This is a genomic window from Xanthomonas arboricola pv. populi, assembly GCF_002939945.1.
Classification (GTDB): domain Bacteria; phylum Pseudomonadota; class Gammaproteobacteria; order Xanthomonadales; family Xanthomonadaceae; genus Xanthomonas; species Xanthomonas arboricola_A.
Window position 1 is genome coordinate 100989 of the sequence record NZ_MDEB01000010.1, and the last position, 14798, is coordinate 115786.

12 protein-coding genes, 1 tRNA gene and 3 pseudogenes are annotated in these 14798 nt (G+C 64.3%); 4 read left to right on the top strand and 12 right to left on the bottom strand.

Annotated features, from left to right (window positions below; all coding sequences use genetic code 11):
• Window positions 1–124 precede the first annotated feature (124 nt).
• Window positions 125–2080: a PhoX family protein gene (locus XaplCFBP3123_RS19810; RefSeq protein ID WP_104535578.1), complete on the top strand. Its 1956-nt coding sequence runs from the start codon at window positions 125–127 to the stop codon at window positions 2078–2080.
• A gap of 331 nt (window positions 2081–2411) precedes the next feature.
• On the opposite strand, the gene XaplCFBP3123_RS19820 is transcribed toward XaplCFBP3123_RS19810, so the two are convergent.
• The 8 genes from XaplCFBP3123_RS19820 to pcnB all read right to left on the bottom strand — a co-directional run bounded on the left by XaplCFBP3123_RS19820 (window position 2412) and on the right by pcnB (window position 9157).
• Window positions 2412–3035, bottom strand: a complete 624-nt coding sequence (locus tag XaplCFBP3123_RS19820; RefSeq protein WP_104535579.1) for an AAA family ATPase — start codon at window positions 3033–3035, stop codon at window positions 2412–2414.
• Between the two features lie 3 nt (window positions 3036–3038).
• Window positions 3039–3383, bottom strand: coding sequence for a type II toxin-antitoxin system prevent-host-death family antitoxin (locus tag XaplCFBP3123_RS19825; protein ID WP_104535580.1), 345 nt, complete (start codon window positions 3381–3383; stop codon window positions 3039–3041).
• A gap of 158 nt (window positions 3384–3541) precedes the next feature.
• Window positions 3542–5056: a glucose-6-phosphate isomerase gene (gene pgi / locus XaplCFBP3123_RS19830; protein ID WP_104535581.1), complete on the bottom strand. Its 1515-nt coding sequence runs from the start codon at window positions 5054–5056 to the stop codon at window positions 3542–3544.
• Window positions 5053–5433: an aspartate 1-decarboxylase gene (gene panD, locus XaplCFBP3123_RS19835; RefSeq protein WP_008571260.1), complete on the bottom strand. Its 381-nt coding sequence runs from the start codon at window positions 5431–5433 to the stop codon at window positions 5053–5055. Before panD ends, pgi begins: the two co-directional genes overlap by 4 nt.
• A gap of 177 nt (window positions 5434–5610) precedes the next feature.
• The gene (panC, locus tag XaplCFBP3123_RS19840; protein ID WP_104535582.1) at window positions 5611–6453 is read right to left on the bottom strand and encodes a pantoate--beta-alanine ligase; all 843 of its coding nucleotides are present in this window, start codon (window positions 6451–6453) and stop codon (window positions 5611–5613) included.
• Complete coding sequence (panB, locus tag XaplCFBP3123_RS19845; RefSeq protein WP_104535583.1) at window positions 6450–7265, bottom strand: 3-methyl-2-oxobutanoate hydroxymethyltransferase; 816 nt, start codon at window positions 7263–7265, stop codon at window positions 6450–6452. The genes panC and panB overlap by 4 nt, the downstream gene beginning before the upstream one ends.
• 35 nt (window positions 7266–7300) lie before the next feature.
• Complete coding sequence (gene folK, locus XaplCFBP3123_RS19850) at window positions 7301–7786, bottom strand: 2-amino-4-hydroxy-6-hydroxymethyldihydropteridine diphosphokinase (protein WP_104535584.1); 486 nt, start codon at window positions 7784–7786, stop codon at window positions 7301–7303.
• A gap of 3 nt (window positions 7787–7789) precedes the next feature.
• A complete protein-coding gene (gene pcnB, locus XaplCFBP3123_RS19855; RefSeq protein ID WP_104535585.1) occupies window positions 7790–9157 on the bottom strand; it encodes a polynucleotide adenylyltransferase PcnB in 1368 nt (455 codons plus the stop codon).
• Window positions 9158–9204: 47 nt separating this feature from the next.
• On the opposite strand from pcnB, the gene XaplCFBP3123_RS19860 reads away from it, so the two are divergent.
• Window positions 9205–9279, top strand: a tRNA-Glu gene (locus XaplCFBP3123_RS19860).
• Between the two features lie 440 nt (window positions 9280–9719).
• On the opposite strand, the pseudogene XaplCFBP3123_RS19865 reads toward XaplCFBP3123_RS19860, so the two are convergent.
• Window positions 9720–9926 (bottom strand): annotated as a pseudogene (locus XaplCFBP3123_RS19865) (hypothetical protein); the annotation flags it as partial.
• Window positions 9856–10342 (bottom strand): annotated as a pseudogene (locus XaplCFBP3123_RS19870) (N-acetylmuramoyl-L-alanine amidase family protein); the annotation flags it as partial. The pseudogenes XaplCFBP3123_RS19870 and XaplCFBP3123_RS19865, both read right to left, overlap by 71 nt.
• Window positions 10343–10408: 66 nt before the next feature.
• Between XaplCFBP3123_RS19870 and XaplCFBP3123_RS21870 the strand changes: the two are divergent.
• Window positions 10409–10631, top strand: a pseudogene (locus XaplCFBP3123_RS21870) (hypothetical protein).
• 209 nt (window positions 10632–10840) lie between these two features.
• Complete coding sequence (locus XaplCFBP3123_RS19880; RefSeq protein WP_104535586.1) at window positions 10841–11314, top strand: hypothetical protein; 474 nt, start codon at window positions 10841–10843, stop codon at window positions 11312–11314.
• Here XaplCFBP3123_RS19880 and XaplCFBP3123_RS19885 read toward each other — a convergent pair.
• A complete protein-coding gene (locus XaplCFBP3123_RS19885; protein ID WP_104535587.1) occupies window positions 11259–12806 on the bottom strand; it encodes an MASE1 domain-containing protein in 1548 nt (515 codons plus the stop codon). The two genes, XaplCFBP3123_RS19880 and XaplCFBP3123_RS19885, sit on opposite strands and share 56 nt — an antisense overlap.
• Before the next feature lie 396 nt (window positions 12807–13202).
• Window positions 13203–14630 (bottom strand): sugar porter family MFS transporter, encoded by a 1428-nt coding sequence (locus XaplCFBP3123_RS19890; RefSeq protein WP_172453399.1) that lies wholly within the window; start codon window positions 14628–14630, stop codon window positions 13203–13205.
• Between the last annotated feature and the right edge of the window lie 168 nt (window positions 14631–14798).

A 14798-nucleotide genomic window follows, 5' to 3' on the forward strand; every position in this document is an offset into this window, starting at 1 on the left:
ATGTTCGAATGCGCGCCAACAGGTGAGCTCGCCGTCAAACAACTGTCATACCTCGGGCCTAGCGTGACCGGCTTGCCGATGCGCCACCGGCCATCGTTGATCGCCGTCTTTGCCTGGAGTTTCGATGTCTGCCTCCCCCGATCCCGCCCGCCGCCGCCTGATGCAGTTGCTGGCGGCCGTCCCGCTGTTGCCGCTGGGCAGCGCCAGCGCCGCCGCCCTGCAACACCTCGGTGGCGTGGCACTGGCCGCTCGCCCGCTGCGGCCGTTGGACACCCCGACGCAGCTGGTGTCGGCCACCTTCCATGGCATGCCGGCGCCCAGTCTGGCCAACCCGGCCGCGATGGCCACCACCACGGTGGGCTCGTCGCTGACGGTGGCGCGCAGCGACGGCAGCAGCCAGCGGTATGCCCTGGCCTACCACCCGTTCTTCGTCACCGGCGACCAGGTGCCCGACGGCAAGGGCGGCACCGTGCTGGCCGGCGGCTATTACGACATCCAGCACCGCCCGATCATCGACCGCTCCAAACCCGGTGCCGAACGCCCGTTCTTTTCCGATTGCCCGGACGGTTCCTCGCTGCTGACCCTACCCGATGCCAAGGTGCCCGGGGTCAAGGGCAATCACGTGTTCGCGGTGGTGCAGTTCGAATACACCACCCGCGACCAGGCCGGCAACGACACCAACCGCCACCTGCCTGCGCCGATCGCCGTGCTGACGCTGGATCAGGACCCGGCCACCGGCAAGCTGTCGCTGGTGAAGTATCACAACGTCGACACCGCCCCGGTGCACGGGCTGTGGACCACCTGCGGCGCCAGCCTGTCGCCGTGGAATACCCACCTGTCCAGCGAAGAGTACGAACCCGACGCCACCGCGCTGGCCGGCAACACCCAATTCCGCAGCTACAGCACGCATCTGTACGGCGACCCGGAAAAAGCCAATCCGTATCACTACGGCCACCTGCCCGAAATCACCGTGCACCCGGACGGCACCGGGAGCGTGCGCAAGCATTACTGCCTGGGCCGCATCTCGCACGAGCTGGTGCAGGTGATGCCCGACCAGCGCACCGTGCTGATGGGCGACGACGCCACCAATGGCGGGCTGTTCATGTTCATCGCCGACCGCAAGGCGGACCTGTCGGCCGGCACCCTGTACGTGGGCAAGTGGCAGCAGACCTCGGGCGTCGGCCCGGGCGCGGCCACGTTGCGCTGGATCAAGCTCGGCCATGCCACCAGTGCCGAGATCCAGGCCCTGGCCGACCGCCTCACAGCCGCAGATATCCTCGACGTGCACCTGAGCGACCCGGGCGATGCCTCGTTTACCAAGATCCCGTTCAACGGCACCTTCAACTGGATCCGCATCAAGCCGGGCATGGAGAAGGCGGCGACCTATCTGGAAACCCATCGCTACGCGGCGCTGGCCGGCGGCAGCCTGGGCTTCACCAAGCTCGAAGGCACCACCGTCAACGCGCGCGACAAGATCGCCTACATGGCGATGTCCTACATCGTCACCAGCATGCGTAACGGCTCGGGCGACGTGAGGGTGGAAGGCCCGGATGCGGGTGCGGTGTACGCCCTGAATCTGCGCGGCGGCCAGCGCGACAGCCACGGCGTGCCGATCCACAGCGACTGGGTGCCGATCGACATGGCCGCACCGGCCGCGCTCACCGGCCACGATCTGGCCAAGGCCGACGCGCTGGGCAACCTGGCCGACCCGGAACGGCTGGCCAACCCGGACAACCTCAAGTTTTCCGAAGCGCTGCGCACCTTGTTCATCGGCGAAGACAGCAGCCTGCACGTCAACAATTTCCTGTGGGCCTACAACGTGGATAGCGGCACGCTGACGCGGCTGCTGTCGGTGCCGGCCGGCGCCGAATCCACCGGCCTGCACGCGGTCGATCAGATCCACGGCTGGACCTACGTGATGAGCAATTTCCAGCACCCCGGCGACTGGGAAAGCCCGCTGCACGACACCGTCAAGGCGACGCTGGATCCGCTGGTACGCGCCAACTACAAAAACCGCTTCGGCGCGGCGGTGGGCTACCTCACCGGTGATCCGGTGGCAGTGAAGTTGGGCAAGGCCTAGGTACCGCCGTTCCAGTTGCAGCGCTGCGTGACGCTACAGCTGACACGTGCAGCGTGGGGTGCTCGCGGCTGTCGCAATGCCGGCAGGAGCACACCTGGGCGCNGCTTTGCCGGTATGGCCTGTCGCGCCCGGGTGCGCTCCTACGGGTGAGGTTGACACGTGCAGCGTGGCGTTCCCGCTGCTGTCGCAATGCCGGTAGGAGCGCACCTGGGCGCGAGGAGCTTTGCCGGTATGGCCTGTCGCGCCCGGGTGCGCTCCTACGGGTGAGGTCGATGGATGTCGGGCCGCGTCGGTGAGAAGCAGATCAGACCGCAAGTGCCTGAGCGCGCGGTCAGGACTGCCGCAACTCCAGCGCCGTCATTACGATGGGCTTGGCCCAATCGGGCACCTGCGCCAGTTCTTCTGGCGTTTGCGGGTACTGCAGGCCGTTGCGGTCCAGTTCCAGCACCAGCAGCGGCGCGACCTGCCCGGTCGCGTCGGCAGGCGCGCTGTTGTCGTAGACATGCAGCACCGCCAGATGCGGCAGCAGCGCGATCAGGTTGGCGCGCGAGGCATCGTAACGCTCGCGGATCTTGTGCTCGGGGATGGCATGCCCGCCGGCGGCAACGCGCGCGGCCACACGTGCGATATGCAACTCGACGCTCGACAGGCCGCAGAACCAGACCGCCACCGTGTGCGTCGCGCAGGCCTGACGCAGCAGGCGCGGGATGGTCGTCGCGCCCAGGGTGGTTTCGAATGCATAGTCATGGCCGGCGTCCATGGCCTGACGCAGCCGCCGCACGCCTTCCTGCCAGGCTTGCGCATTGGCGTCTTCGGGTGACCAGCCCTGCTCCACCAGCTCCCGGGTGAACGCATCCGGGTTGAACCAGGTGGCGCCGTCCTCCCGCAGCAGGCTGCCCAGCAGCGAACTCTTGCCGGCGCCATTGACGCCGGCCAGCACCAGAATGTTCCCCACGATTTAGAGCGACGGCCCCAGGGTGACCTTCCTGCCCCGGCGTGCCGGCTTGCCGATCACCTGGGCCAAGCCTGCGCCCTCGGTCACCGCCGCAAGATGCGCATCGAATCTGGTCTGCAATGCCTGCAGCGACTGCGCCCGCGTCGAGGCGGCCGCCGCTGCGCCCACCTGACTCACCAGCCGGCGATATTCCTCTGCGTCCACGACCACCGCCTCGGCATGATTATGGTTGGTGATCACCACCGCTCCATGCGAGCGCACCTTGCGCATCAAGCTGGGCCAGCCCTTCACCTTGATGTCGGCGGCGGGAGATTTTTCGAGCTCGGGCAGATCCTGGAGGCGAGACATGGGACGGTCCTGCGCGCTACGGTGACCACAAGCCTACTCCCAATGTCCCATTTTGGGAAATTTGGCTATTTTAGCCCAACCTCTTGCCAGGCGGGACATCCAGAAACGAAACGGGGCCCGCGGGCCCCGTTGTCTTGTGCCAGCCATGCGCAACAGGCTCAGCCGCGCAGCTTGGCCAGCAGTTCGCGCGTCACCGGGTCGGCCACGTCGGCCGACTCGCCCTTCAGTGCCGGTAGCAACTGGCTGGCCAGCTGCTTGCCCAGCTCCACACCGAACTGGTCGAACGCATTGATGCCCCACATCACCGACTGCACGTAGACGCTGTGCTCGTACATCGAGATCAACGCGCCCAGCGCTTGCGGAGTCAGCGCATCGAGCAGGATCACCGTGCTCGGGCGGCCGCCCGGATAGCTGCGGTGCGGATCGCTGCTGTCCTGGCCGTTGGCCAGCGCTTCGGTCTGCGCCAGCACGTTGGCCATCAGCGCGACATGGTTTTCCGCGTACGGATCGTCGTTGTGCACGGTGCCGATGAAATCGGCCGGCACCACGCTGGTGCCCTGATGCAGCGCCTGGAAGAAGCTGTGCTGCACATCGGTGCCCGCACCGCCCCACCACACCGACACGGTGTCGCTGTCCACTGCAGAACCGTCGAGCTTGACCCGCTTGCCCAGGCTTTCCATCACCAGCTGCTGCAGGTAGGCCGGCAGCAGTGCCAGACGCTGGTCGTAGGTCATCACCGCGTGCGTAGCGCTGCCGAGCAGATTGCGGTTCCACACGGCAGTCAGGCCGTGCAACACGGCGACGTTTTCTTCCAGCGGCGTGTCGAGCGCATGCGCGTCGAACTGCGCAGCGCCTTCCAGCAATTGTTCGAAACGTTCGAAGCCGATCGCCAACGCGATCGGGAAACCCACCGCCGACCACAGCGAATAACGCCCACCGACCCAGTCCCACATCGGCAGCACGCGACTCGGCGCGATGTCGAAGGCCTTGGCGGCGCGCTCGGGATTGGCACTCACCGCATACAGGCGCTCGCTGCCGCCCAGCCAGGCGTGCAGGATGCTGCCGTTGAGCAGCGTTTCCTGCGTGCCGAAGGTCTTGGAAATCAGGATGCCGGCGGTGTGCGCCGGGTCCAGCGTGGCCAGCGTGCGCTGCATCGCCGCGCCGTCGACGTTGGAGACGAAATGCACGCGGAACCGCGCACCCGACGGCGCACGCAAGGCATCGGCCACCAGCCGCGGCCCCAGGTCCGATCCGCCGATGCCGACGCTGACGATATCGGTGACGTCGGTGGCTTCCAGTTGCTCGATCAGCGCGCCCATGCGTTGGCGCACTTGCGCAGCGGTTGCATACGCGTCGGAGGCCACCGGCGCATCGGTCAGGTCGCCGCGCAACGCGGTATGCAGTGCAGCGCGCTGTTCGGTGACATTGACCTGCTCGCCGCGGAACAGACGTTGGAACGCACCGGCCAGGTCACGCTCGCGCGCAATGGCGAACAAGGCATCGAGCGCGGCGCGGTCGTACTTCTGCCGCGCGAAATTGAAATACAACGGACCGACCTGCCTGGCGTACTGCGTCGGCCGTTGCGGCTCGGCAGCAAGCAACGCGGGGATGGCAGCGCCGCGCAGGCGCTGGGCGTGGGCGTGAAGCGCGTCGAATCCGTTGGTGTGTGTCATGCGGCCTGCGTGGGGATGCTGTGGTTGGTGTGGGAGATCGCGTTGTGCGCGTTCACATATACCAGATTGGGCTTGAAGGTCTTGGCTTCGTCCTCGCTCATGCTGGCGAAGGCGGCCACGATGATCAGATCGCCCACCTGCACGTGACGCGCGGCGCCGCCGTTGAGCGACATGATGCCGCTGCCTTCCTCGGCACGGATGGCATAGGTGCTGAAACGCGCACCGTTGGTGACGTCCCAGATATGCACCTGTTCGAACTCACGGATGCCGGTGGCTTCCAGCAGCAGGCCGTCGATGGCGATCGAGCCTTCGTAATTGAGCTCGGAGTGGGTGACGGTGGCGCGGTGGATCTTGGCTTTCAGCAGGGACAGGTGCATGACGGGCAACGGCAAAGGAAAGCCGGCATTTTAGCGGAAAGCGCCGGTGTCCACCGGCCTGCCCCAGAACCGGTGATGAGGGCTTCAGGCCGGCGCTGGACAAACGCGCCTGTGCGCCGGATCGCAGGCGTCGCCGGCCACGGCCTGACGCAGCGCATGCAGCAGCGTTCGGACCGCTCAGAATTCCAGGTTGTCGATCAGCCGCGTGGCGCCCAGGCGGGCGGCGATCAAGGTCACGCGCGCGCCGCCATGGCTGTCGCCCGGCTCGCTCAGGTCGGGCAGCCGCACCACCGCGTAATCGACGCGGAAGCCGGCCTGTTCCAGCGCCTGGGTGGCGGCCTCTTCGACCTGCGCACGCGGGGTGCCGGCGGCGTAGCTGTCGCGCATCTGCAGCAGCACTTTGCGGATCCGGGTCGAACGCGGGCGCTCGTCGGCCGTCAGATACTGGTTGCGCGAACTCATCGCCAGGCCATCGGCCTCGCGCACGATGCTGCCGCCCAGGATCTCGATCGGAAACGCCAGGTCGGCCACCATCTGGCGGATCACCGCCAGCTGCTGATAGTCCTTCTTGCCGAAGGCTGCAACATCCGGCTGCACCTGGTTGAACAGCCGCGCCACTACCGTGCACACGCCATCGAAATGCCCCGGTCTGCACACCCCTTCCAGCACGTCGCTGACGCCCGGCGCATGGATCGGTGTGGCCAGTGCGGTACCGAGCGGATACATGGTCTGCACGTCTGGCAACCACAGTGCATCGCAGCCGGCGTCTTCCAGCCCGCGCAGGTCGGCCTCGGGCGTGCGCGGGTAACGCGCGAAGTCTTCGTTCGGACCGAACTGGGTCGGATTGACGAACACGCTCGACACCACACGGTCGGCGTACTGGCGCGCCAGCATCACCAGCGAATAGTGCCCGGCGTGCAGGTTGCCCATGGTCGGCACCAGCGCCACGCGCAAGCCCTCGCGCTTCCAGCCGGTGACCAGCGCGCGCAGGGTGGGAAGATCGGTCAGGGTCTGGATCATGCGGCGTACGCGTGCGCTGCGTCGGGGAAGCTGCCGTCGCGCACGGCCTGCGCGTAAGCGCGTACCGCGCCCGCCACCGAGCCGCCTTCGGCGAGGAAATCCTTGACGAACTTGGGACGGCGGTGGCCGCTGTCCAGGCCCAGCATGTCGTGCATCACCAGCACCTGGCCATCGCAGCCGGGGCCAGCGCCAATGCCGATGGTGGGCACCTGCAGCTCGGCGCTGATCTGTGCGGCGATCGGCGTGGGTACGCATTCCAGCACGACCAGGCTGGCGCCGGCATCGACCACGGCCTGCGCATCGCGGCGCAACTGCTCGCCGGCTTCGCCGCGCCCCTGCACCGTGTAGCCGCCGAAACGCAGCACCGATTGCGGGGTCAGTCCCAGATGCGAGCAGACCGGGATCTCGCGCTCGACCAGATAGCGGATCACCTCGAGCTTGTGCCCGGCGCCCTCGATCTTGACCATCTCCGCGCCAGCCTGCAGCAGTTGGGTGGCAGCGTCGAGCGCGCGCTCCGGCGTGGCATCGGCCTGGAACGACAGATCGGCCACCAGCAATGCCTGCTCCAGCACCCGCGCCACCGCAGCGGTGTGGTAGACCATGTCGGCGGTGGTCACCGGCAAGGTGGAATCGTGCCCCTGCACTACCATGCCCAGCGAATCGCCGACCAGGATCAGGTCGACGCCGTTGGCATCGAAGGTCCGCGCGAAGCCGGCGTCGTAGGCGGTCAACATGACCAGTTTTCGACCCTCGCGCTTGGCCTGCGCCAAGGCGGGCACGGTCCAGGGCTTGCTGTCGGTATGGCTGCTCATGAAGTCATTACGTGGGGTGATAAGCCGGCCATTATCTACCCAATCGGCTCCAGCCCGCAGGCATCGATGGCCTGCAGGGCGTGTCGCACTGTTCCATGGCCCGGAATGATCGCCTCCGGGGCAAGCTCGGACAGCGGCAACAGCGCAAAGGCGCGCGCCTGCAGATGCGGGTGCGGTACCTGCAAACGCGGCAGGTCGATCACCTGGTCGGCGTACAGCAGCAGATCCAGGTCCAGCGTACGCGGGCCCCAGCGCTCACCGTCCACGCGCTGTCGGCCGAAGGCCTGCTCGATACCGAGCAGGGCCTCCAGCAATTCCAGCGGCGCCAGCGCGGTGCGCAGCTGCGCCACGGCATTGATGAAATCGGGCTGGTCTTGGCGGCCCCAGGCCGGCGTGCGGTACAGGCGCGAGGCGGCAATCAGGATGGATTGCGGCAACTCGCCCAGCGCGGCGATGGCCGCGCGCACGCTGGCCTCGGCCGGGCCCAGGTTGGCGCCCAGGCCGACAAAGGCGGTCTGCACGCCCTACTCGCCTGCGGGCGCGCCGGTGCGCCGGCGGCGACGGCGCCGCTTGCGCGGTGCATCCTCTTCGCCAGCGTGATCGGCCTGCGCGGTTTCGATCGCATCGACCAGTTCCTGGCCGGAGGACTTCTGTGCCTCGCGCCAGAATTCGACATCGGCGGCATGATCAGCCGAGGCGAACTGGCGCAACACCAGGAAATCGAACGCGGCGCGGAAACGCGGATGCGACAAGGTGCGGAACACGCGCTTGCGCTGGCGCGAGGAGAAGCGCGTCTGCAGCAGCCAGATTTCCTGCATCGGCAGCGAGAAACGGCGCGGCAGCGCCACGCGTTCGAGCTGATGCAGGGTGACCCGGTCGGCGGCGCGACGCTGCGCGTCTTCCGGCTGCACACCCTGTGCCTGCAGGCCCATCAGGGTGCGGCAGAACGCCGGCCAGAGCAGCAGGGCGAACAGGAACGCCGGCGACACCGGCTCGTCGTTGGCCACGCGCGCATCGGTGTTGCGCAGGCCTTCCAGCACCATGGCGCGCAATGCGCCACTGCGGTTGGAGCGCAATGCGGCCGCACTCTCCGGGAACAGCGCACCGAGCAGGCCGTAACGCTCCAGCCCCTCGAAACTGGCCACACCGTGCCCGGACAGGAACAGCTTGAGAATCTCTTCGAACAAGCGCGCCGGCGCGGCCTCGGACAATAGCCCGGCCAGGCGCGGGATGGGTTCTGCGGTGCCGGCTTCGATATCGAAGTTCAACTTGGCCGCCAGACGCACCGCGCGCAGCATGCGCACCGGGTCTTCCTGGTAGCGCAGTTCCGGGTCGCCGATCAGCTTCATCAGGCGCGCCTGCACGTCTTCGAAGCCGCCGCAGTAGTCGCGTACCGAGAAATCCTCGATCGCGTAGTACAGCGCGTTGCAGGTGAAGTCGCGACGGATCGCATCGTCTTCGATGGTGCCGTAGACGTTGTCGCGCACCAACCGGCCGTTATCCAGTTCGCGGTCGCCGCTGCCATCGTCGATGTTGGCGCGGAACGTGGCCACTTCGATGATCTCGCGGCCGAACACCACATGCGCCAGGCGAAAGCGGCGGCCGATCAGGCGACAGTTGCGAAACAGCGCTTTGACTTCTTCCGGCGTGGCACTGGTGGCCACGTCGAAATCCTTGGGATGGCCGCCGACCAGCAAGTCGCGGACCGCGCCGCCGACCAGGTAGGCACCAAAGCCCGATTCGCGCAAGCGGTACAGCACGCGCAGCGCGTTGGGGCTGATGTCCTTGCGCGAGATGGTGTGCTGGTCGCGTGGGATGACGCGCAGCGTGAACGGAGATCTAACTGAGGGTTCGATGATGGCGCTTCCGTCTTGTGTTGCAGGATTGCCCAACGGGTTTGAGCGCACTATACTAGCCCGCTGCACAAGACGCACCAAACGCTCCCTTCGTCTAATGGTTAGGACGTGGCCCTCTCAAGGCTAAAACAGGGGTTCGAGTCCCCTAGGGAGCACCACCGTCGTCTGACCGCAGAACACGCCAAGACCCCGCATTGCGGGGTTTTTGCGTTATTGGGCATGGATACCTGCCGCTTGGTCGGGTGATGCGCGATGATCCCGTTCCCCAGGTCGGGCAAACCCATCCTCACAGGGCGAGTGCGTCGCTCCGGTGTGCTGGTGTGCCAATGGGCTGAGGCCGGTTGCGGCGCCAGACACCCGTGCATCAAGACATGCGGTCGATCGCCCGCTTCAATCCTGCAGCTGCATATGCTGCAACGTGGTGGTGGCGCATCGGCTTGACCGATGCCGATCACCCCACTACGAACATCATGTACGGCCCGATCAACACATAGACCTGCGCGACAGCGCGTCCGCATCGACGCAGCGTGCGAACGACCCCGCACCTGCGCGCAGCGACGGCAGATCGACGTGGATGTTTGCACTGCATGGCAACTCCTCACTCGGCCAATGGATGAAACGCCTCGGCATCGGCATTACTGCCGGTTTCGGCGATGGCATCGTGGGCATGCAGACTTTCCAGATGGCGCACCGCCAGATGACTGCGTTGGCTGTGCGGCGTGGCCTACGAACCGTTGTGTTGCAACCATTGCGCAACCTCCTCGACCGGCGATGCGTCGCGCCCGCCGTGCTGCTGCAGGAACGAACATATCGGCATTGCGGCGACGGGCGATCAACACCCGCTCGTGCAACGGAACGAAGCGATCGTCGCTGCGGATCATGGTCGGCCGGTAATGCGGATCGGCCGCCAGACGCTGGTGCAGTCGCCCCGCGACCGCCATGGCCACATGCTTGTCGTAGCGCGCGTCGGCACCGCGCCCGGATCCTTGCCACCGTGGCCGGCGTCGATGGCGACCAGGTAGAGATGCAGGCGCGAGCGCGTGGGCGCGACCAGTGCGACAACCGGATCGTATCGGCTGCGGACAACGACGCAGTGCCGCAAGCGGCAGCAATATCCAATACCAGCGCCCTATCCTCCCACCGCACCGTGGCTTTCAGCGACTGCGACAGATCGAGCACCAAGCGCCGCCCATCGCCATGCATGCCGCTACGGATGGCAACGCGCAAAAGCAAGCCCGCCGCGTCCCGCCGACGCCCTCACGTTCACTCTTGCCGAAGAGCACCACGATGTCCCCCGTCATCCCTGACAGCTATACCGCCTGGCGCCGCTATCGAAGTCGACTGCGCCCAGCCACTAACCGCCTCCTTCATCGCCCAACGTCTCGCGAGCCTGCGCGATCTCGGCGACCACCGCACCCAGCAATTTTTGCGTCGTTGGGGTTAGGCGCATCTTCAGCAGGTGATTGAATGGTTCGAGCGTGCTGGTGGCGAACTCGAGCCGAACCGCTAAATAGGACGCGCATCCCAACACCGCACATCACGACTGACCGGATAGATCCAGGTAATAGCGGAGACGATTGACTCTTCCTGGCTGATCGGCGAATGGTATGCCGCAACAATTTTTCTGCGACCAAGAATCAACAAAACTTGTTCGTCAGGACGTACCGTACAAGGGCCTGAATCGCAGGCGGAGTTGCCCCGCGCAGGGGAAGGCAAATCATGAAGAACCTAAACACTTGGCTGAAGATTTTCTGTTTAATCGCCGGACTTTTCGCATCGAGCGCGGCAATGGCTCAATGCTGCCCCTCTAGCGGTGGTATCGGTGCGCATGCAATGACAGGACTTGGCGATAGCAACCCTAAAGCCGCCAACCTGGCCATTGACCCATCGCTCGCCATATATGAACTGCATCGCGACGGAGTCACCTACTTGCAAATCAACGATGTCACCGGCGTGGTCCGCGCGGTAGTTGCCAGAGTGGACAACGCCCTCTGGACGTTGCCAATGGGTAAGGATGTAGAGCGCGTCGTATTGCCTTCAGCAAACAAGATTTCTGCAAGCACGCGCTCAAATGACCCGGCAACACTTGATGCAACCCAACGCGATCAAGCGCGACTCGTCTATCAAACAAGGAACTTCAAGGTACTAACCCGGCGTGAAGCAGCTGGGGACCAGTGGATAGTCTCCCCCTGACCTCCACGGAATCAGGCTCAGCAACAAGGAATGTCACAACCAACGCATGGCGGCGGCGAAGCATGCCGCCATGCGCCTTCAATCGTGCATCCAGTTCAGCTTCGACATCGTCTGAGTCGCGTCCAGCCGGCTCAGCTGACGAAGAATCCGCAATAACGCGCACCACAACCCCCCTAGCCCCTTTGCCTGTCCACGCACGCGCCTGGATGAAATGCCTGCTTGCTGACGGCAAGATCTCGACACAGTTGAGCACACTGCGATACGCGCTTAGCTGTAGCTCCAACGACAGATTCTTACAATCTCCGCGAAACACGTGTTGAAACCGAGATTGGCAGAAACGCTCAAGTGCTGGCGAACGCAACGCTTGATACAGCCCGTGCGTCTCGATTTCCAAAGGATAAAGTGCGGCCACATATTGCTGCAGTAACTGCGACTCAAGCACACCAACCCGTGTCATCTCCATTGCAACTGCGTGCTGCCCTTTCGCCCTCAAATCAGCCACGACGTCTTTGCGCATCCTGTTGATCTGCACATTGATATCAGAATATTCAAGTACGCGGTTGCGCAACAGACGTTCTGCACTGGAATAGCTCGCGCGAGCGAATAGAAAGGCGTCGTCCTTTGCGCGATTTGAAACACTACTGCGAGCAGACTCACGCAGACGAGCGTTAAAAATAAAAAGAGAGGTCGTCATGACTCCATAGAGCAACTGAATATTAAAAACATGTTGATCGAAGAAGCCCGCCTGATAGACCCTGGGAAGAGAGAACTCAAGCCCAAAGCTAGCAAGTAGCGACCCCAATGCGATACCTTTCCACCCATGCCTGAAGGTCATGATGATCATCGGCACAAGCATCGCGATCATCAAAATGTTTCGAATCGATGGGTTGCTCAAGACACCCAGACTGAAGAACAGCCCCAGGATGAAAACGACCGCAACAGCAAGATCTCTTGGCAGACTGGAATGCACTGGACCGTCATTCCAACTGGTCCACAACATCGTGGGAAGCAGCAAAATCAGTATTCCAAGATAGCTACCCGAACAGTAGCGCAGCAGCAGGTCGATCACGGGATAAATCGGTGGACCACCGAGCGTTTCATTTAACAACATACTGCAGACTGCATTCCAAAGCCCTAGCGCAAGTGCGGCAGGAATAAGCCAGTGCTGCTTCTTGACGATATTAGGGACATGGTAACGAAGCAGGAAAATACCGCTGGCAATCAAGGGCACATGCAGGAACGGACTCAGGTAAGACCATAGCGGGTTGAACCCCTGCAGCTCGCCCAGCGGAATACGCAAGACCAACATGGCCGCAGCATCTCCTGCTAATAGGAACGGCCATTCGCGATACGGTCGAAACAGCAAGGTGACGACCCGCAAGCCAACTGGCAAATACCACTGGTCAATGGAGAAGCGCCAGAGGATCAGAGACACCAAGCAGTAGCACACGCTGATCAGCATGCCCCTGACAAGCTCTTTGGCTACCGCCATACCACCGCTCCTTGGTTCCACGATTCGCCCTAGTCTGGAGGGAAACTGCCTGTTGGAGTATAGCGGTGGCGCACAATTTGCAAAAAGAGTCGGTGCGCTTCAAGGCGGTTATCGCCGTTGAAGACATGCATTGCACTATGCTGGTGCATTGGGCTGCACGGGCGTCAGGCCGCCTGACACAGCACAGGCTAGAGCGGCAGGCAGTCGTGAGCACTGCTTCAGCAGGCACACGCACCCAATCCACCTCCACGATGACAGCCAGCTCGATTGAGGCGCTTGCAGCGATGCAGGCATGCGAGACCTCGGCAAGAGCTCAGGCGAGATCGTCAACGAGGAAGGCCGCGCATTGCGCGGCCTTCCTCGTCTTACGTACCGATATCAGCATAACGGAGCAGATCAGCCCTCCATCTGCTCGAGTTCCTTGCCCTTGGTTTCGTAAACGTACTTGAGCACGAAGACCACCGAGATGAAGGCGGCGACGGTGTAGATGCCGTAGGCGCCGGCCAGGCCGATGCTGCCGAGCAGGATCGGGAAGCTGACGGTGATGGCGAAATTGGAGGTCCACTGCGCGGCACCGGCGATCGCCAGGCCCGAGCCGCGGATCTGGTTGGGGAACATCTCGCCCAGCATCACCCACATCACCGGGCCCCACGAGGCATTGAAGAACACCACGTAGACGTTGGCGGCCACCAGCGCGAGCATGCCCATGGCATCGGACATGGCGAGCTTGCCGTTGGGATCCAGCGAGGCGGTGGCGAAGGCATAGGTCACCAGGGCCAGCGAAACCGCCATGCCGGCCGAGCCGATCCACAGCAGCGGCTTGCGGCCGATCTTGTCGACCAGCATCACCGTGACCAGGCAGGCGCCGATGCTGAGGCCGCCGGAGAGCACGTTGATCAGCAGCGCATCCTGTTCGGAGAAGCCCACCGCCTGCCACAGCACGGCGCCGTAGTAGAACACCACGTTGATGCCGACCAGTTGCTGGAACACCGCCAGGCCCACGCCGATCCAGACGATCGGGCGGATCTTGCCGGTGGCCTTGTTGATGAGGTCGGAGAACTTGGGCTTGTGCTGGTCGGCCGACATCGAGGCCGAGATCTCGGCCAGCTTGGTCTGCGCGGCGGCGTTGCCGTACAGGCGCTTCAAGACCACCAGCGCCTGCTCGCGACGGCCCTTGACCACCAGGAAGCGCGGGCTTTCCGGGATGACCAGCAGCAGCAACAGGAACAGCAGCGAGGGAACCGCCTGCATCCAGAACATCCAGCGCCACGCGGCCTGCCCGGCCCATAGCGGTTCGGTGGAGGCACCGGCGGCGTTGGCCAGCAGGTAGTTGCTCAGGAACGCGCAGAACAGCCCGCTGATGATGGCGATCTGCTGCATGGTGGCGAGCCGGCCGCGATAGCGCGCGGAGGCGACCTCGGCGATGTAGGCCGGCGAGATAACGCTGGCGGCGCCTACCGCAAAGCCGCCCATCACGCGGGCGAAGATGAAGAAGCCGGAACTGTGCGAGGCACCGGCGCCAATGGCCGAGAGCAGGAACAGCGCCGCAGAAATGATCAGGACCGCGCGGCGGCCCCAGCGGTCGGCCAGACGGCCGGCAAAGAAGGCGCCGATGGCGCAACCCAGCAGCATCGAGGCGACTTCGAACCCGGTCTCGGCGGCGCTGGAATTGAAGGTCTGCTTCAGGCCATCGACAGTGCCGTTGATCACACCGCTATCGAAACCGAACAAAAAACCGCCGATCGTGGCTACGCAACTGATCAGGACGATAAAACGGGTGTTCTCGCCGGCATCGGGGGCGCCGTTTATGGAGACACTGGACATGGATTCACCTGGAAGCATGCAAGGGAGCGGCCACGGGGGCGGCCGACATCGGCCGGCGACGCGCAGTGCGCCGCCGGCCACGGGACATCAACGCGTCAGATACTGGTTGATCAGGTTTTCGTAGGCTTCCTGGCGGCCGCTGAGTTGCTTGGGCGCGTTACCGGCCGC